This is a genomic window from Streptomyces sp. NPDC059534 (genome assembly GCF_042743475.1).
GTDB lineage: Bacteria > Actinomycetota > Actinomycetes > Streptomycetales > Streptomycetaceae > Streptomyces.
This window is the reverse complement of record NZ_JBHWAQ010000005.1, coordinates 287,782-308,614: the sequence shown is the minus strand read 5'-3', so window position 1 is coordinate 308,614 and position 20,833 is coordinate 287,782. Positions and strand designations below refer to the sequence as shown.

Annotated in this window: 21 protein-coding genes; 16 read left to right on the top strand and 5 right to left on the bottom strand. The window is 72.9% G+C overall.

Annotated elements, in window-relative coordinates; translation table 11 throughout:
• Window positions 1-133: 133 nt before the first annotated feature.
• Together ACFVZH_RS09075 and ACFVZH_RS09070 are read left to right on the top strand one after the other, a co-directional pair.
• Window positions 134-1,243 carry a fatty acid desaturase family protein gene (locus ACFVZH_RS09075; RefSeq protein WP_384894820.1) on the top strand — a complete coding sequence of 370 codons (1,110 nt, stop codon included), beginning with the start codon at window positions 134-136 and terminating at the stop codon, window positions 1,241-1,243.
• Window positions 1,244-1,334: 91 nt separating this feature from the next.
• Window positions 1,335-1,880 carry an MOSC domain-containing protein gene (locus ACFVZH_RS09070; protein ID WP_384894818.1) on the top strand — a complete coding sequence of 182 codons (546 nt, stop codon included), beginning with the start codon at window positions 1,335-1,337 and terminating at the stop codon, window positions 1,878-1,880.
• A gap of 19 nt (window positions 1,881-1,899) precedes the next feature.
• Here the strand turns inward: ACFVZH_RS09070 and ACFVZH_RS09065 are convergent, their stop codons facing one another.
• On the bottom strand, window positions 1,900-3,276 hold the full coding sequence (locus ACFVZH_RS09065; protein ID WP_384894816.1) for a tannase/feruloyl esterase family alpha/beta hydrolase: 1,377 nt from the start codon (window positions 3,274-3,276) through the stop codon (window positions 1,900-1,902).
• Window positions 3,277-3,437: 161 nt separating this feature from the next.
• Here ACFVZH_RS09065 and ACFVZH_RS09060 point away from each other — a divergent pair, with 161 nt between their 5' ends.
• Window positions 3,438-4,034 carry an HD domain-containing protein gene (locus tag ACFVZH_RS09060; RefSeq protein ID WP_384894814.1) on the top strand — a complete coding sequence of 199 codons (597 nt, stop codon included), beginning with the start codon at window positions 3,438-3,440 and terminating at the stop codon, window positions 4,032-4,034.
• A gap of 23 nt (window positions 4,035-4,057) precedes the next feature.
• On the opposite strand, the gene ACFVZH_RS09055 is transcribed toward ACFVZH_RS09060, so the two are convergent.
• Both ACFVZH_RS09055 and ACFVZH_RS09050 read right to left on the bottom strand, forming a co-directional pair.
• Window positions 4,058-4,921, bottom strand: coding sequence for a hypothetical protein (locus tag ACFVZH_RS09055; protein ID WP_384894812.1), 864 nt, complete (start codon window positions 4,919-4,921; stop codon window positions 4,058-4,060).
• A 126-nt stretch (window positions 4,922-5,047) separates the two neighbouring features.
• The gene (locus tag ACFVZH_RS09050) at window positions 5,048-5,383 is read right to left on the bottom strand and encodes a hypothetical protein (RefSeq protein WP_384894810.1); all 336 of its coding nucleotides are present in this window, start codon (window positions 5,381-5,383) and stop codon (window positions 5,048-5,050) included.
• 339 nt (window positions 5,384-5,722) lie between these two features.
• On the opposite strand from ACFVZH_RS09050, the gene ACFVZH_RS09045 reads away from it, so the two are divergent.
• Window positions 5,723-6,394 carry a hypothetical protein gene (locus ACFVZH_RS09045; protein WP_384894809.1) on the top strand — a complete coding sequence of 224 codons (672 nt, stop codon included), beginning with the start codon at window positions 5,723-5,725 and terminating at the stop codon, window positions 6,392-6,394.
• Window positions 6,395-6,565: 171 nt separating this feature from the next.
• On the opposite strand, the gene ACFVZH_RS09040 is transcribed toward ACFVZH_RS09045, so the two are convergent.
• Window positions 6,566-7,225, bottom strand: a complete 660-nt coding sequence (locus ACFVZH_RS09040; protein WP_384894807.1) for a class I SAM-dependent methyltransferase — start codon at window positions 7,223-7,225, stop codon at window positions 6,566-6,568.
• A 150-nt stretch (window positions 7,226-7,375) separates the two neighbouring features.
• Here ACFVZH_RS09040 and ACFVZH_RS09035 point away from each other — a divergent pair, with 150 nt between their 5' ends.
• The 5 genes from ACFVZH_RS09035 to ACFVZH_RS09015 all read left to right on the top strand — a co-directional run bounded on the left by ACFVZH_RS09035 (window position 7,376) and on the right by ACFVZH_RS09015 (window position 13,170).
• Window positions 7,376-8,209, top strand: coding sequence for an MHYT domain-containing protein (locus tag ACFVZH_RS09035; protein WP_384894805.1), 834 nt, complete (start codon window positions 7,376-7,378; stop codon window positions 8,207-8,209).
• 178 nt (window positions 8,210-8,387) lie between these two features.
• Window positions 8,388-11,711: a nitrate- and nitrite sensing domain-containing protein gene (locus ACFVZH_RS09030; RefSeq protein ID WP_384894803.1), complete on the top strand. Its 3,324-nt coding sequence runs from the start codon at window positions 8,388-8,390 to the stop codon at window positions 11,709-11,711.
• Window positions 11,708-12,142 (top strand): roadblock/LC7 domain-containing protein, encoded by a 435-nt coding sequence (locus ACFVZH_RS09025; RefSeq protein ID WP_384894801.1) that lies wholly within the window; start codon window positions 11,708-11,710, stop codon window positions 12,140-12,142. The genes ACFVZH_RS09030 and ACFVZH_RS09025 overlap by 4 nt, the downstream gene beginning before the upstream one ends.
• A gap of 13 nt (window positions 12,143-12,155) precedes the next feature.
• The gene (locus ACFVZH_RS09020; RefSeq protein ID WP_384894800.1) at window positions 12,156-12,572 is read left to right on the top strand and encodes a DUF742 domain-containing protein; all 417 of its coding nucleotides are present in this window, start codon (window positions 12,156-12,158) and stop codon (window positions 12,570-12,572) included.
• On the top strand, window positions 12,553-13,170 hold the full coding sequence (locus ACFVZH_RS09015; RefSeq protein ID WP_384894798.1) for an ATP/GTP-binding protein: 618 nt from the start codon (window positions 12,553-12,555) through the stop codon (window positions 13,168-13,170). The genes ACFVZH_RS09020 and ACFVZH_RS09015 overlap by 20 nt, the downstream gene beginning before the upstream one ends.
• A gap of 66 nt (window positions 13,171-13,236) precedes the next feature.
• On the opposite strand, the gene ACFVZH_RS09010 is transcribed toward ACFVZH_RS09015, so the two are convergent.
• Window positions 13,237-13,662, bottom strand: a complete 426-nt coding sequence (locus ACFVZH_RS09010; protein ID WP_384894796.1) for a PPOX class F420-dependent oxidoreductase — start codon at window positions 13,660-13,662, stop codon at window positions 13,237-13,239.
• Between the two features lie 150 nt (window positions 13,663-13,812).
• On the opposite strand from ACFVZH_RS09010, the gene ACFVZH_RS09005 reads away from it, so the two are divergent.
• The 7 genes from ACFVZH_RS09005 (at window position 13,813) to ACFVZH_RS08975 (ending at window position 20,714) form a co-directional block, all read left to right on the top strand.
• On the top strand, window positions 13,813-14,223 hold the full coding sequence (locus ACFVZH_RS09005; protein WP_384894794.1) for a roadblock/LC7 domain-containing protein: 411 nt from the start codon (window positions 13,813-13,815) through the stop codon (window positions 14,221-14,223).
• Window positions 14,224-14,468: 245 nt separating this feature from the next.
• Window positions 14,469-15,746, top strand: a complete 1,278-nt coding sequence (locus ACFVZH_RS09000) for a DUF6397 family protein (RefSeq protein ID WP_384894792.1) — start codon at window positions 14,469-14,471, stop codon at window positions 15,744-15,746.
• Between the two features lie 208 nt (window positions 15,747-15,954).
• Window positions 15,955-17,502 (top strand): ATP-dependent DNA ligase, encoded by a 1,548-nt coding sequence (locus ACFVZH_RS08995; protein WP_384894790.1) that lies wholly within the window; start codon window positions 15,955-15,957, stop codon window positions 17,500-17,502.
• 51 nt (window positions 17,503-17,553) lie between these two features.
• Window positions 17,554-17,997 carry a hypothetical protein gene (locus ACFVZH_RS08990; protein ID WP_384894789.1) on the top strand — a complete coding sequence of 148 codons (444 nt, stop codon included), beginning with the start codon at window positions 17,554-17,556 and terminating at the stop codon, window positions 17,995-17,997.
• Window positions 17,998-18,314: 317 nt separating this feature from the next.
• Window positions 18,315-19,100 carry a polysaccharide deacetylase family protein gene (locus tag ACFVZH_RS08985; RefSeq protein WP_384894787.1) on the top strand — a complete coding sequence of 262 codons (786 nt, stop codon included), beginning with the start codon at window positions 18,315-18,317 and terminating at the stop codon, window positions 19,098-19,100.
• 532 nt (window positions 19,101-19,632) lie between these two features.
• Window positions 19,633-20,346, top strand: a complete 714-nt coding sequence (locus tag ACFVZH_RS08980) for a hypothetical protein (RefSeq protein WP_384894785.1) — start codon at window positions 19,633-19,635, stop codon at window positions 20,344-20,346.
• A complete protein-coding gene (locus ACFVZH_RS08975) occupies window positions 20,343-20,714 on the top strand; it encodes a peptidase inhibitor family I36 protein (protein ID WP_384894783.1) in 372 nt (123 codons plus the stop codon). The genes ACFVZH_RS08980 and ACFVZH_RS08975 overlap by 4 nt, the downstream gene beginning before the upstream one ends.
• The last annotated feature ends 119 nt before the right edge of the window (window positions 20,715-20,833 follow it).

Genomic DNA, 20,833 nt, shown 5'->3' with positions numbered 1-20,833 from the left:
TGACGCCATGGCCCCGGACGATCACGGATCCGTACGTTTCCGGTAGGCGCAGACGACCGCTCGTCACCGAACGCCGGCGAAGCCGATCGCCCCCCCGGCCGCCCCGTACGACCGACAGAAACCGGAGCCCCACATGTCCCAGGCCACCGTCCTGCCCCCGGCCGCCGCGCCGTCCGTGGTGCTCCCCGCGGCCACCGCGAAGCACGGCCGCGCCAGGGGCGCCGGCGAGTTCACCCCGCTCCTGCGCACGATCAGGGAACAGGGCCTCCTCGAACACCGCCCCGGCTGGTACGCCCGGGGCATCGCCGTGAACCTCATCGGCATCGCCGCCGTGGTGGCCGGCCTCGCCCTGATCGGCCCGTCCTGGTGGGCGCTCCCGCTCGCCGTCCCCCTCGCCCTGCTGTCCGCCCGCGCCGCGTTCGTCGGCCACGACGCCGGCCACTCCCAGATCACCGCCAACCGCCGGGCGAGCCGGATGATCCAGCTCGTGCACGCCAACCTCCTCCTCGGCATGAGCAGGGAGTGGTGGAACGACAAGCACAACCGGCACCACGCCAACCCCAACCACCTCGACAAGGACCCGGACGTCGCTGCGGACATCCTCGTCTTCGCGGAGCACCAGACGACGGGCCGCACGGGTCTGCGCGGGTTCCTCACCCGCCACCAGGCTTGGCTGTTCTTCCCGCTGACGACGCTGGAGGGCATCGCGCTGAAGGTGTACGGCGTCCAGGCCCTGCTCGCGAAGGACGGCCCCTGCCGCACCCGCCGCGACCGGCTGGTCGAAGGCGGTCTGCTCCTCGCCCACTTCGCCGGATACGCCGCCCTGCTCCTCACCCTCCTGACCCCCGCCCAGGCGCTGGTCTTCGCCCTCGTCCACCAGATGCTGCTCGGCGTCCACCTGGGCATGGCCTTCGCCCCCAACCACAAGGGCATGGAGCGGCCGGACGAGCACGAGGACGGCGACAGCTGGGGCCATCTGCGCCGCCAGGTGCTCACCTCGCGCAACATCCGCGGCGGCGCCCTGACCGACTGGTTCCTCGGCGGACTCAACTACCAGGTCGAGCACCACCTCTTCCCGAGCATGCCGCGCCCCCACCTCCGCCTGGCCCAGCCCGCCGTCCGCGCCCACTGCGCCGCGCTGGGCGTGCCGTACACGGAGACCGGCTTCCTCGACTCGTATCGCCAGGCCCTCGGCCATCTGCACGAGGTGGGCGCTCCGCTGCGCTCGGAGTTCGCCGAGTAGGGTCGGGACGTACAGGGCGCGATGTGATGATCGGTCCGGGAGGTCGCTTCCTCCTGGTCACCCGGACCCGGAGAAAAGGGGAGCTCTCTTCATGAGCGGCGGCAACGTCACCACGGTCAGCAGCAACGGCACCTACTCGTTCACCAAGCCCAACCGGGAGGGCATCACCCTCCTCGCCGGGCTAGGCGTGGAGGGCGACGTCCACGCGGGCGTGACGGTGAAGCACCGGTCCCGTGTCGCGCAGGACCCGACCCAGCCCAACCTGCGCCAGGTCCACCTCATCCACGCCGAGCTCTTCGAGGACGTCGCCGCCGCCGGTTTCGAGGTCGCGCCCGGCGACCTCGGGGAGAACATCACGACCCGGGGGATCGATCTCCTGGGCCTGCCCACCGGCACCCTCCTCCGGATCGGGGCCGAGGCCGTCGTCGAGGTCACCGGACTGCGCAACCCCTGCGCGCAGATCGACAACTTCCGGCACGGCCTGCTCAAGCAGGTCCTCGGCCGCGACGAGAACGGCGAGGTCTTCCGCAAGGCCGGTGTCATGGGCGTCGTGCTGACCGGCGGCGAGGTCCGCCCCGGCGACCCGATCACGGCCGAGCTGCCGGCGGAGCCGCACCGCCCGCTGGAACGCGTCTGAGTCCGGGCCGGGACCCGGCTCAGTCCTCCAGGCCGCAGGAGTTGACCAGGTCACCGCTCGCCGGCCGGGCGATCGTACGGTCCGCGGGCGGAGCCGTACCCTCCTCGACCCAGCGCGTCAGCGCGTCGAAGGCCGAGCGGTAACAGGGCAGGATCGGGCGCAGCCGGTCCGGGTAGGTGTCGTACAGGCCGTCGGTGTGCGTCCCGCCCTGCACCGTGTAGTACCGGTGCAGTTTGCCCCGCCCGCGGGCGTCGATCATCCCCGCGTACACGTCGGAGTCCGTGGCGATCGGCAGCAGTGTGTCGAGGTCTCCGTGGAGGGTGAGGAGCGGCTTGCCGATCCGGCCGGTGAGCGCGACCTTGGCGACCGCCCGGTGGACCGACGCGGGCCGGGAGGCGTAGTCGTACGAGGCGTCCGAGGCACAGGGCGCGAGGATCTCCTCCACGGTGCCGCCGGCCGTGGCGCCCGGGCAGGCGGGGTCGTACGACGGGTCGAACTCGGTCCGGAACATCTTCTGCGTCAGACCCCAGTACGCCTTCTCGTGGTACGGCCACAGGAAGCGCGAGCCGGGCGCGAAGCCGGCCGCGATCAGGTCCTCGTCCGAGGCCCGTCCGAACTGGCGCGCCACGGTGACCGGCAGGCTGGTCAGGAGGTTGGGGCCGCGCGTGGTCCAGAGGACGCCCTCCCAGTCGACGCCGCCGTCGTACAGCTCGGGCCGGTTCTCCAGCTGCCAGCGCGTCAGGTATCCGGCGTTGGAGATACCGGTCATGTACGTGTGCTCGGGGGTCCTGCCGTAACGCTGGCGTACGGCCTTCTTGGCCGCCCGCGTCAGTTCGGTCACCCGGCGGTTCCACTCGGCGACCGCGTCGCCGGGCGCCTGTCCGTCGGTGAAGAAGTTGGGGCCGGTGTTGCCCTTGTCGGTGGCCGCGTAGGCGAAGCCCCGGGCCAGGACCTGGTCGGAGATGAGCGCGTCCGTCGAGTACTGGCGCCGTGTTCCCGGGGCGCCGGTGACGACGAGGCCGCCGTTCCAGTGGTCGGGCAGCCGGATGACGAACTGCGCGTCGTGCGACCAGCCGTGCGTGGCGTTGAGCCGCGAGTCGTCGGGGAAGTACCCGTCGATCTGCACGCCCGGCACCCCCGCGGGATTACGGGTCCCCTTGGCGGCCAGACCGGCCTGGTCCGCCATGTCGGTGTACGGCGTGCCGGCCAGCCCCGCCGTGGTCAGATCCTCCAGACAGGCCGCCTGCTGGTGCTCGGCACCGGGTACGTGGAGCCGGTCCTGCCGCGCGCAGTGCGCGACAGCCCCGTCCTCGGCCCCGGCGGAGCCGGCGGGAGCGAGCACGGTGACGCCGGTCAGCAGCGCGGCGAACAAGGAGACGCCTGGGAACAGGCGCATGGTGGGCCTCCGGTGGGACGACGTGATGGGGTAAGGCCCCATATCGTGCGGGGCACCCCCGTCCCTGGCCCATGGTTCGGAACCACACCTCGACTCGTCGCCCCATGTGGGCTTACAACGGATGCCGGCCGGACGGTCGCCGGACTCGTTACGCTGCGTGGATGGACATTCCGACGCCGGACGACATCCGCGCGCTGCACCTGAAGCACGCGCCCCATGAGGAGGCGTTCGAGCGTGTCTTCACCCACTGCGAGATCGTGTGGCAGGTGGCCGAGCACCTCCTGTCGGTCTCGGACCACGGCGCCGACCCCGAGCTGGTGCGTGCCGGGTGTCTGCTGCACGACATCGGCGTCTACCGCCTGTACGACGCCGAGGGGCGGCGGGACGGCCGGAGCTATGTGCTCCACGGAGTGCTCGGCCACGAGATCCTCGCGGCCGAGGGCCTGCCGGAGGTGCTGTGCCGGTTCTCCTCGTGCCACACGGGCGTCGGGCTGACCAAGGAGGACATCCTCACCCAGGGACTGCCGCTGCCGCCGGGCGACTACGTGGCGGTCACCCCGGAGGAGCGCCTGGTGATGTACGCGGACAAATTCCACAGCAAGTCGACGCCGCCGAGGTTCCTCTCCCCGGAGACCTACGCCGTGTCCGTCAGCAGGTTCGGCCAGGACAAGGCCGCGGCGTTCGGGGCGCTGCGCGCGGTGTTCGGCGACCCGGACCTCGACGCGCTGGCCGCTTCGTACGGGCATGCCCTGACCTGACGGTCCGGCAGGCCCGTACCCGCTCAGGACGGGCGTACGGCCATCGCGTCGAGCGCTTCGAGCAGGGCGGGCAGTCTCGGGCCCCGGGCCACCGGCAGAACCTCGCGCGGCAGCTCGTCGAGCAGGACGAAGGCCATGTCGTCGGTGCGGGCCACCAGCGACCAGCCGGGCCCGTCCACGCGCAGGGTGCGAGGACCGCCCTCCGGCCCGGCCGCGGACCGGACCCGTCCGACCGGCGGCGGCTCCTCCAGGTAGCCGCGGAGCTCGTCCAGGGCCCGCCTGACCCCGCTGTACGGGCCGGGGGCCGGCGCGCCCGGCGGACCGTCCGCTCCCTGAGCCGGGGGCGCGGTCGCAGGCGTCGGCGCGGCCGCGGACGTGCCGTCGTCGCCCGCCCGGGACCGCCAGGCGGCCCACTGGAGCCCCACCTCGTCGGCGCCCAGGCGGCGCTGGGCCGGTCCCCACTCGGCGCCGGACGGCGAGGTCAGCGGGGCGGGATCGCCCTCCTGCGGCTCCGGGTCGTGCGGCGCCGGTACACCCGGGGCGCGGGTGGCCACCGGAAGCGGCCAGCCCGGCAGACCGGCCACCACCGACCGCTCGTCGGGGGAGAGGTCGTACGCCATGCCGCAGTCCCACGACGAGATGGCGACGGCGACCAGCGACACGTCGTCGACGACGACCGTCCACCGCGCCCCGAGCCCGTCCTGGCCGAAGACCAGCCCGTACCCCTCCGCGTACGGCTGGAGCCCCAGCGCGGCGCACGCAGCCGGATAGTCGTCGCCGAGCACGCTCGGGAAGCGGGCGGGCGTCAGCAGCGCCGCGGTCAGCACGAACAACGCGTCAGCGTCGCCGTCGGCCTCGGCCTCGGCGATCGGGTCCGTCCCAGCCACGGCAGCCTCCCCATCCGGTCGTCGGCGCACCTTAACCAGTGAGTAACCCGCACGTCGAGGGGCCCCGCCCCGGAATCTGGCCCCTCGACGCCCCGGCCGCCAGGGGCCGCCCTCGGCCTCCGCCCGTCAGGCGTCACCCGCCGGGCCCTGCGGCGATCCGCTGCGCAGACCCAGCAGCGAACGGGCGACGGCGCTCGGCGACTCGTTCCGTTCCCGGGCGAGGGTGAGGAGGGCCCGGCAGGCCAGTTCGTTGACGCCGAAGGCGAGCATCCCGGGAGAGACCCGGCTCGCCGCCTCCTCCGCGCGCGCCGGATCGTCCTCGGCGCACGCCGCCACGTACGCGGCCGCCGCCTCGAAGAGATTGTGTCCCTGCCGCGGGCGCGGTGGCGCCGGAGCCGCGGCCGCGGGCTCCCGCCGCGCCGAGGGGAGGAGTCTGCGCAGTCTTTCCGGTACTCGTGCCACGGCCCGCCGCCTCTCCCGGGCACGACTGCCCGGCACGTCCACGGTAGACAGTGAAATGCCGTGACAGAAGGGCGCGTTGACATCGGAGGTCACCGAGTGACGTCGGGTTCCACGGATCACTCCGGGGCGGACGGCGCGTCCGTCCGCGGGAGCGGCGAGTTCTTCCCCGCGTGGAGGTGTCGTAGGTCACCACCCGCGCCTGCGGGGCGATCAGCGTCCGGAGGGTGAGGGCCGAAGCGGAGCCCGAGCTCAGAGGTGGCTCAAGTCCCTTGCTCGGCCGCTGTGGTGCCGGGCAGGATCGACCGCACCATCTGACCAGTGGTTCCGGGGGAAAAGAACATGAAGATCAAAGAGACGCTTCTGTCAGCGTGCGCTGTTGCCGCGGTGCTGACGGGCACGGCTGCCTGCACGTCGGACGGCGGCGGACCGACCGCCAAGGCCACGGCCACGGCCAAGGCGACGGCCACGGCCGACACCACCTGCAAGGACGGCACCTACTCGTGGTTCAACGTGGACAAGCGGGACGTCCTGACGGGTGTCGCCGAGAAGGAGAAGATCGACAGGAAGGGCGCCGGGCTCACACACAAGCTGGCGCCACTTCACACACCGCGTACCGACGTCACCTTCGAGAAGGGATCGCGGGCAGGCGACGCGAAGGCCGCCCTCCGCTCGCTGGCCGTCCTCATCGGAGAAGTGAACGCCGATGACGACGGAGTGAGCATCGAATTCACCAATGTCCACAGGTCCGCACCGGACCTCGACAACGGCAGCACCACCATCGACGGTGTCGGAACCATCGTGCAGTACGCCTGGGTGAACCAGGTCACCGCCGACTTCCGATACACCTGCGGGGGCGGCAAGCCGGTGACGGGCCGGGCAACCGGCTGGGTCATCGACGGCTCAGGCATCCTGGAATGCTTCACACCGATGAAGAACGTGAAGGAGGGGGCACCGGCCCTGGCAGCGGCCCGCCTCTCCTGCGACCCCGGCGCCCCGGCCGCCAAGACCTGATCGATCAGGCCGGACACGTCCACCTGCCCCCACTCGCTGACGCCACGAGCGCAAAGCCGAGGTGGCGCTTGCTCCGCGTCGACCGTGCCGGCGCCTGCGGGGGACACCCAGGAGGTCACCGCGCACAGCGTGTCCGACGGGGCTGAGGCGCCGACGGGCCGGAGCGTCGGCTCAGGACTCGCGGACGGCCAGGGCCAGATAGCGCGTGTCCTCGTCGACGTAGCTGATGAGCCGCCAGCCGGCCTCGGCGAGCACCGGGCGCAGGCGCGGCTCGGCACGTAGGTCGTCCGGGGTGATCTGCCGGCCGTGGCGGGCCGCGAGGGCGGCTCGGCCGATCGGGTGGAACAGCGCGAGCCGGCCGCCCGGGTGTACGACACGGGCGAGTTCGCGCAGATCGGCGACGGGGTCGGCCAGGTGGGAGATGAGCCCTGCCCCGAACACGGCGTCGAGGGCGCCGTCCCGCACCGGGAGCCGGCCGACGTCGGCGAGCAGCAGGGTCGCGGTACCGCTGGCACCGGCACCGGCACCGGCACCGGCACCGTCGTGGTCGCTCACGTCGTTCCGGCCGCCGCGTCCGGCCCGCACGGCCTGTTCGAGCATCTCGGGGGTGAGGTCGACGCCGAGTACGGTGCCGGTGGGGCCGACGGCGGCGCGCAGCGGCGGGAGAGCCCGGCCGGTCCCGCAGCCGGCGTCGAGTACCGCGTCTCCGGGCCGCAGGCCGAGCTGCTCCGCGGCGGCGGCGTACGCGGGCCCGTCGTCGGGGAAACGGCTGTCCCAGTCGGCCGCGCGGACGCCGAAGAACTCTCGTACGTGTGTGGGGTCATCGCTCATGCGCTCATGATCCCGTACTCGGAGGGGTGAACGTTCTGTGTGCTCGTTCGAACTCTGCGCGATCGTTCGGGACCATCTCTCTGTCATATTCCATCAGCTTTCGAAATGCGCCCCTGGTGCGCCCCCTGGTGCGCCTAGCGTCCCTGAGCCATGGGACACCTGGACCACGCCACCTTCGGCTGGCTGACACCCGCGCTGTCGTACGCGATGGCCTGCATCGGCGCCGCCCTCGGGCTGCGCTGCACCGTACGGGCGCTCGACGCCACCGGCCGATCACGGCGGAACTGGCTGCTCACCGCCGCCTCCGCGATCGGCACCGGCATCTGGACGATGCACTTCGTCGCGATGCTCGGCTTCGGCGTCTCCGGTACCGACATCCGCTACGACGTGCCGCTCACCCTCCTCAGCCTGGTCGTCGCGATGGCCGTCGTCGGCGTCGGGGTGTTCGCCGTCGGCTACGGACGGGACCGCGTGCGCTCGCTCCTGATCGGCGGACTGACCACGGGCATCGGCGTGGCGAGCATGCACTACCTGGGCATGGCCGCGCTCCGGCTCCACGGGCGCGTCACGTTCGACCCCGTGCTCGTAGGACTGTCCGTGCTGATCGCGGTGGTCGCCGCCACCGCGGCACTGTGGGCGGCCCTCAACATCCACTCGCCTGCGGCGGTCGCCGTCGCCTCGTTGGTGATGGGCGCGGCCGTCAGCAGCATGCACTACACCGGCATGTTCGCGGTGACCGTCGAGGTGGCCCCGTCCGCCGAGGTCCTCCCCGGCGCCACGGTCATGCAGTTCATCTTCCCGTTCGCCGTCGGCCTCGGCTCGTACCTCTTCATCACCTCCGCCTTCGTGGCGCTCTCCCCGACGGCCAGGGAGCGGGCGGCGTACGCGTCCGCCGGGCGCCTCACCGAGCCGGACGAGCGCGCCGTCGACGTCGCACCTCCCGGCTTCCGCCCGGCCGAACCCGCCCGCACACCGACCACCTGACCCCGAACCCGGCACCGGGTATCCGGACCCGCTCCGCCACCCGAATCCATCCCTCTGAATCGCCTGAGCTCTCCGAGCTCTCTGAGCTCCGTGAACTCTCTGAGCTCTCTGAACTCCCTTGATCCCCGCACGCCCGACCCACCGCACCAGAGCAGGACCGAGCCGGAACGAGGAGGCCATGCGAACTCCCCGCAAGACCAAGGGCGCCGAGGCGGCATCGCCTCCGGCGGCCGCACGCGGGCGGCGCGCACACGCCGGGCCGCCCGCCGACGAGCCAGGGCAGCACGGCCCGGACGCCGTTCCCACGACAGGCCGCGCGCGCGCCGAGGTGCCGCCCACGCCCGCCTCCCCGCCGCCGCGCCACGGTCTGCGCCCCCGCACGGTCCGCGCCAAGATCGTGTCGCTCCTGATGGTCCCGGTCGTCTCGCTCCTCGCCCTGTGGGGATTCGCCACGGTCACCACGGCCCAGGACGTCGCCGCGCTCCGCCGCCTCCAGCGCGTCGACACCGAGATCCGTGAACCCGTGACGGCCGCGCTCGCCGCCCTCCAGGCCGAACGGCGCGCCGCCGTACGGCAGGTGTCGGCGCCCGGTGCCACCCGCGCCGCCGAGCTCAAGGATCGGATCCGCCGCACGGACCAGGCCGTCGACCGGCTGCGCCTGGACGACGAGCACACCGTGGGGGACACCGGGGACCTGCCCGACGAGGTCGCGGCCCGCGTCGCGGAGTTCGTCGGCAAGGTCGAGGGCCTGGCCAGACTCCGTACCGCCGCCGTCGACGGACGGGCCGACTGGGACCAGGTGTACGAGGAGTACACCGCCACGGTCTCCGCCGCGTTCGCCGTCGGCGGCGCCCTCACCGGCATCCAGGACAGCGGGCAGGGCTCCGACGCGCGCGTGCTCCTCGAATTCGGCAGGGCCGGGGAGATGCTCTCCCGCGAGGACGCCCTGCTCACCTCCGCCCATCTCTCCGGCCGGCTCACCGCGGACCGGCTCCGCGCCTTCTCCGGCGCCGTCGACACCCGGCGTACCCTCACCGCGACGGCCACCCCCGACCTGCCGCCCGCAGCGCGGGCGGCATGGGCCGAACTGGCCGCCGGCGGCGACCACGCCCGGCTCACCCGGGCCGAGGACAAGGTCCGCGCCGCGAGCGCCGGCCGCCCGGCCGCCCAGGCGGTCACCTCCGCCGACTGGGACGACACCCTCACCGCCGTACGCGCCGGGTTCACCGAGATCGAGACCGACGCCCGCGTCGCCGCGGCCGACCGCACCGACCCGTTCGCCGGGGGGCTTCTCAGCGCGGGCGGCGCGGCGGTCGTCCTCGGCCTCGCCGCCGTCGCCGCGTCCCTGGTCATCTCCGTCCGGATCGGCCGCGGCCTGGTCGTCGAGCTGGTGAGCCTCCGCAACACCGCGCTCGGCATCGCCCGCCGCAAACTCCCGTCCGCCATGCGCCGGCTGCGGGCGGGCGAGGAGATCGACGTCGTGGCCGAGACGCCGCCGGGGCCCGTCTCCCAGGACGAGATCGGCCAGGTCGGCGAGGCCCTCACCACCGTCCACCGAGCGGCCCTCTCCGCCGCCGTCGAACGTGCCGAACTCGCCAGTGGCATCTCCGGAGTGTTCGTCAACCTCGCCCGCCGCAGCCAGGTCCTCGTCCACCGCCAGCTCAACCTGCTCGACAGCATGGAGCGGCGCGCCGACGACCCCAACGAGCTCGGCGACCTCTTCCGGCTCGACCACCTCACCACCCGCATGCGGCGCCACGCCGAGAGCCTGATCATCCTCTCCGGCGCCGCACCGGGACGGGCCTGGCGCATGCCCGTCTCCCTGACCAACGTCGTCCGGGCCGCCGTCTCCGAAATCGAGGACTACGCGCGCGTGGAAGTGCGACGACTGCCCGAGACGGCCGTCGTCGGCGGGGCCGTCGCCGACCTGACCCACCTCCTGGCCGAACTCATCGAGAACGCGGCCCAGTTCTCCCCGCCCCACACCAAGGTGCGCGTCAGCGGCGAACCCGTCGGCAACGGATACGCCCTGGAGATCGAGGACCGCGGGCTCGGCATGGGCAACGAGACCCTCGCCGAGGCCAACGCCCGCATCGCCCAGTCCGAGGCCCTCGACCTCTTCGACAGCGACCGCCTCGGCCTCTTCGTGGTCAGCCGGCTCTCCGCCCGCCACGACATCAAGGTCCAGCTGCGGACCTCCCCGTACGGCGGCACGACGGCCGTCGTCCTGCTCCCGACCGACCTCCTCCAGGGCGCACTGCCGCCGGGCCGCGCCACACCGGCGACCGGCCGCGGACCCGACGGCCCCCGCAAGGGAGGCGCACACGCCGCCGCCCCGCGCGCCGGGGACCCCCGCTCCCTCGGCACCGGTGCGGAGGGCCGGGTCGCTGGCGACCCGCGTACGGACGACGCCCGCGCCGCGCGGGAACGCGACGAGGCGCACCGCGCCGAAGCCCGCCGCTTCGGCCGGCCCCCGGCGCCCCGTACACCGGTCGAGGCGGGCCCGTCGTCACCCGGCACACCCGGCACCCCCGCGCTCGGGAGCGGCACCCCCGTCCGGTCCGTAGGACCCACCGGTCCGTCCGGAGCGCCGGCCGCGGCTCCGCGCCGCAGCACCCCGCCGCCGTCGGCAGGCCCACGGCCCGGGAGTACGCCCCCGCCGGCGGTCGGCTCACGGTCGCCCTCCACGCCCCCCTCGGCTCCGGTCTCCCGGCCGCAGTCGTTGCCCCGCCCGAGCGCCGTCCCCGCGCTAGGCGCGGGACCGGACACTGGGCCCTCGCCCGCCGGAGTCACCGAACTGCGCCGCCGCGGCCCCGTCGTACCGTCACCGGCGGGGGAACGGCCGTCGGCTACTCCGGCTACTCCGGTCACTGCCGCCGGTGCCGCAGGGCACGACGAACCCGAGGGCGAACTGCCCCGTCGCGTACGGCAGGCGAGCCTGGTCCCGCAGCTGCGCGAGGCGCCCGCGCCCGAGCCCGTGTTCGTACCGGTCGCCGCCGGGGCGGACACCCGTACCCCCGAACAGGTCAGGGACAGGATGACGGCCTACCGGGAGGGCTGGCAGCGCGGTGGTGGCGCAGCCCCCGGCAGCCGCCGCCCCCTCGGCGCCGGCGCTGGCGCCGGCTTCGGCGGAGCCACGGGCCCGGCTGCGGCGCCTGGCCCGGCTTCGGTCACCGGCCCTGGCCCGGTGACCGGTCCCGCCTCGGCGCCTGGACCCGCCTCGACCACCGGCCCCGCCTCGACCACCGGGCCGGCTTCGACCACCGGGCCGGGGCCGGTCGCAGGGCCGCGCGGCGTGGACCCCCGTACGACGTCGGGTGCCCACGCCGGCTCGCAGCCGGGCCCGTCCCCGCGCGCGTACCCGGGACCTTCGGCGAGCCCGTATCCGGCTTCGTCCGCGGGGTCGTCCCCGGGCACGGACTTCGGCACCGTTCACCACCTCGGCCACGGCCAGGGCACGACCCCCCTCGACGACCCCCGCACCGAAGGAGACGACGCATGATCGACCACGAGAGGATCTCCCACCACCGGTCCGGCGAGCTCGACTGGCTCCTCGACGACCTCGTCATGCGGGTCCGCGAGGTCCGCCACACCGTGGTGCTCTCCAACGACGGGCTCGCCGTCGGCTCCTCCAGCGGACTCAGCCGCGAGGACGCCGAGCACCTGGCCGCCATCGCCTCCGGCTTCCACAGCCTGGCCAAGGGGGCGGGACGCCAGTTCCACACCGGCGGGGTGCGCCAGACGATGGTCGAGATGGACGACGGCTTCCTGTTCGTGGCCGCGGCGGGGGACGGCTCCTGCCTCGCGGTGCTCAGCTCTGTGGCCGCGGACATCGGCCTCATCGCGTACGAGATGGCTCGCCTCGTCAAACGCGTCGGCGAGCACCTGCACACCCCGCCGCGGCTCACGGTGACCCCGCCGACCGCCGGCTGACCCGGAGACACCGATGAACGACGACAGCACCGGCGACGGCCTGTCCGTAACGGGCAGTCAGTGGTACGACGCCGAGGCCGGACCCCTTGTCCGCCCCTACGCGATGACCGGGGGCCGCACCAAGCCGGGGCCCAGCAACGTGCGGTTCGACCTCATCGCCCTCGTCGTCGTCGACGACGACCCGCCGGGACCGGCGGACGAGGCCCTTCTCGGCCCCGAACACCGGTCCCTGCTCACCCTGTGCCGGGCCGAGACCCAGTCGGTGGCCGAACTCGCCGCCGACGCCGACCTTCCCGTCGGCGTCGTCCGGGTCCTCCTCGGCGACCTCCTCGAATCGGGATTCGTACGCGTCAGCAGGCCCGTACCCCCCGCGCAGCTCCCTGACGAAAGAATCCTGAGGGAAGTAATCGATGGCCTACGAGCGCTCTGAGAGCAGCGGCGCGGACGACGCGGCGGACAGCACCGCCCTCGCCCTGAAGATCCTGGTCGCCGGCGGATTCGGCGTGGGCAAGACCACCCTCGTCGGCTCGGTCAGCGAGATACGCCCGCTGCGGACCGAGGAACAGCTCAGCCGTGCCGGTGAGAAGGTCGACGACACCGGGGGCGTCGACCAGAAGACCACCACGACCGTCGCCATGGACTTCGGCCGCATCACCATCCGCTCCGGGCTCTCCCTGTACCTGTTCGGGACGCCCGGCCAGGACCGGTTCTGGTTCCTCTGGGACGAGCTGTCGCAGGGCGCCCTCGGAGCCGTCGTCCTCGCCGACACCCGCCGTCTGGAGGACTGCTTCCCGGCGGTCGACTACTTCGAGCACCGGAAGATCCCGTTCGTGGTGGCCGTCAACTGCTTCACGGGCGCGCGTACGTACGGCGCGGCCGAGGTCTCCCGCGCGCTGGACCTGGACCGCGGCACCCCCGTCGTGCTGTGCGACGCGCGCGACCGCGACTCCGGGAAGGAGGTGCTCATCCGCCTGGTCGAGTACGCCGGGCGGATGCACACCGCACGACTCCTGGACACCGTCGGCTGAGCCTCGGCCGTGTCGCGGGCCGGCCGGACAGGGGGACTGACCGGCCAGGGCGCTGACCGGCCGTCGTCAGTCGGAGACGCCGCCTTCGGCGATCACCTTGTCGATCCGTACCCGGACGAGGAGTTCGCCGGGGACCGCGTTGCGCTCCCCGAACTCCTCCGCCCGGTCCTCGCCCATGTACCGGGCGCCGATGCGGGCGGCCCAGTGGCGCAACTCGACGGGATCCTGACTGAGTTCGGCGCGACCGCGCAGCGACACGAAGGCGAAGGGCGGGGTGTCGTCGTCGACGCACAGGGACACCCGTCCGTCCCGGGCGAGGTTGCGGCCCTTCACCGTGTTCCTGCCCGTGTTGAACACGAGGTCGTCGCCGTCGAGCAGGAACCAGACCGGGACGACGTGCGGACTCCCGTCGTCGCGCACGGTCGCCAGCTTGCCGGTACGGGTCCCCGCGGACACGAAGGCCCGCCACTGATCCTCGGTCATCTTGGTCATGCTCCCCATCCTGCGGCACGCGCGGGCGTGGTGCGGTGCTTGCCCTGTTCACGACAGTGCGTAAGGCTTGCGGCGATACGGCGGACACGGAGACACGGGGACCAAGGGAACCGGTCGACGGGGACGCACCACCCAGGGGGAGGAACACTGATGGCGTTGGACAAGGGACTGGACTGGCTCCTCGACGACCTGACGCAGCGGGTCGGTTACATACGGCACGCGCTGGTGCTGTCGAACGACGGTCTGGTGACGGGCGCGAGCAGCGGGCTCGCACGCGAGGACGCCGAGCACCTGGCGGCCGTCTCCTCCGGTCTGCACAGCCTCGCCCGGGGCTCAGGCCGGCACTTCCGGGCAGGCCGCGCACGGCAGACGATGGTCGAGTTCGACGACGCGCTGCTCTTCGTGACGGCGGCGGGCGAAGGCAGCTGCCTCTGCGTCCTGAGCGCGGCGGAGGCCGATGTCGGCCAGGTGGCCTACGAGATGACGCTGCTGGTCAACCGCGTCGGCGAACACCTCGGTGTGGCGGCGCGCCAGCCGGGCCTGCCCGGCGGCGCGCTCTGACACCAGCGTGGCGAAGGCCGGGGGCCACCCTGGCCTGAGGTCATGCGCCGGGGCTTCCATCCGGGCTTGGTCCGAATCGAGGCCGTCGCCCTGACGGTGGCGCCGTGACGGTGTCGCCCTGGTGTTGTCCACAGGTGGTTATCCACAGGTCGTGCAAGTGTCGTCACTCTGCGTTACGTTCTCGTTGTGGGTCCGACGGATCCGCGGCATCGAGAGAACAGGGACGTACGAGGGAGGGCCACAGGATGACGGTGGACGAGGGGACGCGCGCGGTCACACCGGGACGGGCGGCGCAGGAACTGGAACTGAGGCGCGACGAGTTCCGGCTCGCCGTCCAGCTCGGTGTGGTGAGGACGGTGCCGACGGGCGAGGGCGGACGGAGGCATGTCGAGCGGTGCGAGCTCGACCGCCTCAGAGGAGCACCCGACTTCCCCGTCGGCCTGCGCGATCGAGTGCGCACGGTCGGCACGGGGGAGGCGGCCGCGCTCCTGTCGATCACCCCGGAACGCTTCACCAGGCTGGCCCGCACGGGGCACCTCAGCCCGGTGCGGTTCGCACTGAACCGCTACCGGGCGGTCGTGTGGACGTATCTGGCGGAGGAGGTCTCCGACTTCGGCCGCCGGTGTCCGGCCCTGCTCACCGGGCGCCTGCCGCTGGACCTCCGGGAGCGCCTCGCCGCGCACGAGGACCGGCGCCCCAGGAACTGGCGGGCCCGGCGGCTGGGCCTGCTGCTCCGCGCCACGGACGACCCATGGGCCCGCGCCGCCGCCATCGCGTCGCTCCTCGACCCCGTCCAGGTGGCCGAGGTCGTCGACGACCCCTACGAGCGCGCCCATCTCGACCGGCTGCGGCCACCACCGCCGTCCGGGATGCCGGTGGCCGCCGCCGCGCATGAGCTCGCCGAACGGCTGACGCGTGCGGACGAACCGGACGAGATCCTCTGGCAGCGGATGAGCCTGGCCCTGGCCCTGGACGAAGCGCGCGCCCGGCAACCGGCACCGTACCCGGGCGACTTCCACGAGCCTTCCATTCCCGCTTCCGCTTTCGACTCTGCCTCTGCCTCTGCCTCTGCTGTGTTCGTGGGCGCGCCCACGCCCTCGCCTTCGCCCGTGCCCGTGCCCGTGTCTGTGTCCCTGCCCTCGGCAGCGGCATCCGCCGGATCCGTGTCCGAGTCCCTCGTGCCCGCGTCGGCAGGGGAGTGGGCCGCTGCCGTGGGGCCCGGCATCCGGGTCCGGCGAGTGGAGAGGACGGGATCCGATGACGCTCCGAAGGGTGTGACGATCCCTCCCCTTCCCTCTGCGCCGCCTACGGTTCCGGTACGGGGACCTCAACGCGACCCGGTGCCGGAACCCGAGCCGACAGGGTGGCGTAAGGTCCCCGACGACCCGCCGGGCCACCTGGCGGCACCCGACCGACCGCCGGGCCGTCCGGCGCGGACCCGACTCCTCGATCGGCTCCGCCGAGGGAAGGCGACAGAGTCGGGGCGCACGCGCCGGCGGAGGGGCCCCGTGTCCTGGCCCTGAGACACCGGCTGTCATGGTCGAAGGGCAGCTGTCCGTCGGCGGCGTCGCTTCGGGATGCGGTGAGGTCCGATGCCGGATGTCGGATGCCGGACACCGGACCCCTGGCCCCCGGCCCCGGCGTGGGGGTGGCGACGAGGGATGACGGGCCCCTGATGGCAGCCGGGGAGCCGGGGTGCGGAGGGGGTGTGGTGTGGGGAGGATGGGCCCCATGCTGCTGGCCCGTGTCGCGGAGGTGTCCCGGGAGGTCGCCGCGGCTTCGGCGCGCTCCCGCAAGATCGGTCTGCTCGCCGAACTGTTCGCGGAGGCGAGCCCGGACGAGAGTCCGCTCGTCATCGCGTATCTGTCGGGTCGGCTCCCGCAGGGGCGGATCGGTGTCGGCTGGAGCGTGCTCAAGGAGGTCGTCCCGCCGGCCGTTCCGCCCACCGAGCGGCCCGGTCTCACGCTCGGAGTGGTCGACGCCGCGATGACGGGGCTCGCCGCCGTCTCCGGGGCCGGTTCACGCGCCGATCGGACCCGGCTCGTCCACGCGCTGTTCGCCGCCGCCACCCAGGACGAACAGGAGCTCCTGCTGCGCCTGCTCACCGGTGAGGTGCGGCAGGGGGCCCTCGACGCCGTCGCGCTGGAGGGGGTGGCCCGGGCGGCCACCGTGCCCGCCGCCGAGCTGCGGCGCGCGGTGATGCTCGCAGGTTCGCTGCCGCCGGTCGCCCAGGCCGTGCTGGCCGAGGGTGCCGCAGCTCTCGACCGGTTCACGCTGCGGGTCGGCAGCCCCGTGCAGCCCATGCTCGCCCACACGGCGGGCTCTGTCACCGAGGCGATCACGGCCCTGGGGCCGTGTGCGGTGGAGGAGAAGCTCGACGGATTCCGCATCCAGGTCCACCGCCTCGGTGATGACGTCCACGTCCACACCCGTTCGCTCGACGACATCACCGGGCGCCTGCCCGAAGTGGTCGCGGCGGCGCGGGCCGTGCAGGCCGACGGGTTCATCCTGGACGGCGAGGTCATCGCGCTTGATCCCGGCACCGGGCGCCCGGTGGCGTTCCAGAGCGTCGCGTCCCGGGTGGGCTCGCGCACGGACGTGGCCGGCGCGCACGCCGCCCTCCCGCTGACGCCTGTCTTCTTCGACGTCCTCGCGTTGGACGGGGAGGGCCTGATCGACCGGCCGGGTCGGGAACGGCACGATGTGCTCTCCCGGCTGCTCCCCGCCGCCCACGTCGTCCGCCGCACCGTCGTCACCGACCCGGCCGACCCCACGCAGATCGAGGCGGCCGAGCGGTTCTTCACGGACGCGCTGGCCCGCGGGCACGAAGGAGTCCTCGTCAAGGCGCTGGAGGCGCCCTATGTGGCCGGTCGACGGGGACGCACCTGGCTGAAGGTGAAACCGGTCCACACCGTCGACCTCGTCGTCCTGGCCGTCGAGCGCGGCCACGGGCGCAGGACCGGCCTGCTCTCCAACCTCCACCTCGGCGCGCGCACCGCCGAGGGCGACTTCGTGATGCTCGGCAAGACCTTCAAGGGACTCACCGACGAGATGCTGCGCTGGCAGACCGAGCGCCTCGGCGAACTCGCGGTGGCCGACGACGGGTTCACCGTACGGGTACGGCCCGAGCTAGTCGTGGAGATCGCCTACGACGGCCTGCAGCGATCGACGCGGTACCCGGCAGGCGTCACCCTCCGCTTCGCCCGCGTCGTACGCCACCGCCCCGACAAACCGGCCTCGGAGGCCGACACCGTGGACACGATCACCGGACGTGACTGATCGCGGCGCGCGGGTCTCGCGGGACGGCGGCCCGAGAGGGATGCTGGAGACGTGGCACGGGGATCGCCGGGCACGCCGACCGCGTGGCACCACGAGCGACGGACGGGCCGCGAGGAGATGAGCGACGTGTACGACTTGCACATCGACACCGACGTCACCGTGCAGCTGTGCGACTGCAGCAGGGAGGACGCCCAGGCCGTCTTCGGCGTCCTCGACCGGTTCTACCAGCTGGAGGACACGGCGACGCCAAGCCCGCAGACGGCCACCGGACCCACGCCCACCGTCTGGACGGCCACCTTCGACACGGCCGGCGGAGAGCACCAGGAGGTCCACCCCACCGCGCTGACCGGCCTGGTCGGCGCGACGCTCAGTGGCGGCTACCACGCGGTCGACGAGGTCCAGAAGGTGCTCGCGTCGGGCTTTGAAATCCAGTCCCAGCAAGCCGTCTCCGGAGACCAGGAGACCGAGGCCAGACTGCTGCTCGCCTCCCGCTGAGCGGGAAGCCACGGACACCCCGGACGGAGCGGACGGGCTCCGCCCGGGGTCCGTGTGTGCCCGCATACCCGCCTGAATCGCCCGAGCTCCGGAATGCCGGAATGCCCGAGTCCCCGAATACCGGTGTCTGCGAGGGCTTGCGCGCCCGCGTCTCCGTGAGATCGACATCCGTGTGCCGTCTGCCCTGACATACCTTGTCGGACCCCGCTGATCACCTCGGTATACACCGTGTGTAGAGTCCCTGTCGGTCGCGAGCGCCGCCCTGACCAGGCGGCCGCGGCTGCATCGAGACCACTACGGGGAAAGCGGGTTCCACCATGTTCCGATCCAGGCCGGGCCGACGCGGGGGAGCGGCCGCCGCCCTGCTCGCCGCCGCGTCGCTGATGCTGACGCTCAGTGCCTGCGGAGTCGATACGGTCACCCCGCAGGACGCCCGGGACGAGGCCGGAACCGACGACAAGGCGGGCACCACGGGCCGCCGCGTCGACTGCGCCAAGGTCAAGTGCATCGCCCTGACCTTCGACGCGGGGCCGGGCAAGGACACTCCCCGGCTTCTCGACATCCTCAAGGAGAAGCAGGTCCCTGCGACCTTCTTCCTGCTCGGCGACAAGCACGTCAACCGTTACCCCCAGGTGGTCAAGCGCATAGCCGACGAGGGGCACGAGGTCGCCAACCACACCTGGACCCACCAGATCCTGACCGATCTCGACGCCGCCGAGGTCCGCGACGAACTGTCACGCACCCAGGACGCCGTGGAGAAGATCACCGGCCGGAAGCCCACCCTCATGCGTCCGCCGCAGGGCCGGACCGACGGCACTGTCTCCGAGGTCAGCCGCGAGCTCGGACTCGCCCAGGTCCTGTGGAGCATCACGGCCAAGGACTACTCCACCACCGACTCGGACCTCATACGTCAGCGCGTCCTCGAACAGGCACACGGTGACGGGATCATCCTCCTCCACGACATATACGACGGAACGGTCCCGGCCGTCCCGTCGATCATCGACGAGCTCAAGCGCCGCGGGTTCACTTTTGTGACGGTGCCGGAGCTTCTCGCCCCGGGGAAGGCCGAGCCGGGCAGCGTCTACCGCCCCGAGAAGGACTGATCCCATCAGTCGAAACCGGGTGAGGTGACTCACATCGCCCACCCGGGACCTCTCGGAACATTCGGGAAAGGTTTACCGTTCATACGTATGTGACTGCGAAGGGGCCCGGTCCCCAAGGTCCCCCCCAGAGGTGACCGCTCTTCGCCGTCACGGCGATCGGCCCCGGTTGGAATCCCCCGTCCAACCGGGGCTCTGTCGTTCCCGGACACAGGGTCACGGGGTCGCCAGGCCACAGGGTCGCCAGGCCACAGGGTCGCAGGGCCACGGGGTCACCGGGCGCCGCACACCGGGTAACGGGGGCGCCGGACGCCGGGTAACCGGGTGCTCGACGCCGACGCCGACGCCGACGCCGACGCACGGTACGCCGGACGCACGGCACGCCGGCGGCGCCCGAGGGGCGCGCACCCCGGCGCGTTCGACCCGTTCGAGTGAGCATCGGCATGGTCGCCGAGCCCCCGGGAAGTGCTCACCCCGGGTCGCCTGACGATCACCGGCCGGCCCCTCCGACCAGGGACGATCCATGGGGGACACCATGCTTAGCAAGGCCGGGCGCGCCCGCCGCGCCGTCGTCACCACCGCCGCCTCCCTCCTCCTTTCCGGCTGCGCCGTGGTCGGGCCGGGAGGGGCAGGAGCGCCGGGCGTGCCGGCCACCCGGGCCGCGCAGGACGAGCTGCTGAGGTCCGCGGAGCACCGGCTCGCCGTCGACTGCCTGAGCGACCGGGGGATCACCCTGTCGGCCAGGCCCCGCGCACCGGACGAGGACCGCGTCCTCCAGGCGGCGCTCTTCGGCGCGGGCCCCCGTGAACTCTCCGTCACCCTTGCCACGGGCGCCACCGTCACCGCCCACGAGGACGGCTGCCTCGCCACCGCCCGTCAACGGCTCTACGGCGACCAGCGTCGCTGGTTCCGGGCCCAGGTCACCGTTGACAACCTCCGCGCCGAGGCGCAGTCCCGCATGCGCACCGACCCCGCCCACCGTGCGGCGCTCGCCCGCTGGACCCGGTGCGCGACCCCGCCCGATCGTCCCCGGCCCGACCGTCCCGATCCGGCTGTCGCCGCCCGCTGTGCCCGCGAGAGCGGACTCGACGAGGTGCGGAGGCGGCTCGAGGCCGCCGAGCTGGTCGAGGTGCGCAACCTGCACCGGGCCGAACTCACCGCATACCGGCAGCTGCGCGACCGCGCACTGCGACGGGCAGCCGAACTGCCCGTGTCCGGACCACCCGTAGAAAGGCCCCACCTCTCGTGAAGCGACTTCTCGCCACGGCCGCCGCCGCGCTCCTCGCCACCACCGCCGGCCTCGCCCTCGCCGGCACCGCCAGGGCCGCGGAATGCCCCAGCGGCGAGTTCTGCGTCTGGCAGGACGCCGACTTCGGCGGCCAGCGTGCCAACTGGAGCGGAGACGACGGCTGGTGGGAGAGCTGGATCTCCGACACCGACTCCTCGTGGGCCAACCACGGCATCTCCGGCCCCGGCATCAAGGACCACGTCCAGGTCTACGAGAACGCCTGGCAGGGCGGCAGCATGACCCTGTGTCTCGCCCCCGGCCAGGAGGTCGGCTACAACGGCGCCGCCAACGACCGCGGCGACTCCCACATCTGGTCGACCGGCTGCTGACGAAGCCGACCATGCCCCGGGCCGGTCCGGGCTTCCGCGCACCAAGGGCGTGTTTGAGAAGTCCGGCCTGCCCCACCCTTCGGGTGGACGACGCTGCTTCTCGGACACGCCTCGGGAGC

Bases quoted from the DNA above. Each gene is read 5' to 3' on its own strand.
- ACFVZH_RS09005 (WP_384894794.1), top strand. From the start codon at position 13,813: ATGGCGTTGGACAAGGGACTGGACTGGCTCCTCGACGACCTGACGCAG.
- ACFVZH_RS09010 (WP_384894796.1), bottom strand. From the start codon at position 13,662: ATGACCAAGATGACCGAGGATCAGTGGCGGGCCTTCGTGTCCGCGGGG.
- ACFVZH_RS09035 (WP_384894805.1), top strand. From the start codon at position 7,376: ATGGGACACCTGGACCACGCCACCTTCGGCTGGCTGACACCCGCGCTG.
- ACFVZH_RS09015 (WP_384894798.1), top strand. From the start codon at position 12,553: ATGGCCTACGAGCGCTCTGAGAGCAGCGGCGCGGACGACGCGGCGGAC.
- ACFVZH_RS09040 (WP_384894807.1), bottom strand. From the start codon at position 7,225: ATGAGCGATGACCCCACACACGTACGAGAGTTCTTCGGCGTCCGCGCG.
- ACFVZH_RS09060 (WP_384894814.1), top strand. From the start codon at position 3,438: ATGGACATTCCGACGCCGGACGACATCCGCGCGCTGCACCTGAAGCAC.
- ACFVZH_RS09020 (WP_384894800.1), top strand. From the start codon at position 12,156: ATGAACGACGACAGCACCGGCGACGGCCTGTCCGTAACGGGCAGTCAG.
- ACFVZH_RS09075 (WP_384894820.1), top strand. From the start codon at position 134: ATGTCCCAGGCCACCGTCCTGCCCCCGGCCGCCGCGCCGTCCGTGGTG.
- ACFVZH_RS09070 (WP_384894818.1), top strand. From the start codon at position 1,335: ATGAGCGGCGGCAACGTCACCACGGTCAGCAGCAACGGCACCTACTCG.
- ACFVZH_RS08995 (WP_384894790.1), top strand. From the start codon at position 15,955: ATGCTGCTGGCCCGTGTCGCGGAGGTGTCCCGGGAGGTCGCCGCGGCT.
- ACFVZH_RS09030 (WP_384894803.1), top strand. From the start codon at position 8,388: ATGCGAACTCCCCGCAAGACCAAGGGCGCCGAGGCGGCATCGCCTCCG.
- ACFVZH_RS08980 (WP_384894785.1), top strand. From the start codon at position 19,633: ATGCTTAGCAAGGCCGGGCGCGCCCGCCGCGCCGTCGTCACCACCGCC.
- ACFVZH_RS09065 (WP_384894816.1), bottom strand. From the start codon at position 3,276: ATGCGCCTGTTCCCAGGCGTCTCCTTGTTCGCCGCGCTGCTGACCGGC.
- ACFVZH_RS09025 (WP_384894801.1), top strand. From the start codon at position 11,708: ATGATCGACCACGAGAGGATCTCCCACCACCGGTCCGGCGAGCTCGAC.
- ACFVZH_RS09000 (WP_384894792.1), top strand. From the start codon at position 14,469: ATGACGGTGGACGAGGGGACGCGCGCGGTCACACCGGGACGGGCGGCG.
- ACFVZH_RS09045 (WP_384894809.1), top strand. From the start codon at position 5,723: ATGAAGATCAAAGAGACGCTTCTGTCAGCGTGCGCTGTTGCCGCGGTG.
- ACFVZH_RS08985 (WP_384894787.1), top strand. From the start codon at position 18,315: ATGTTCCGATCCAGGCCGGGCCGACGCGGGGGAGCGGCCGCCGCCCTG.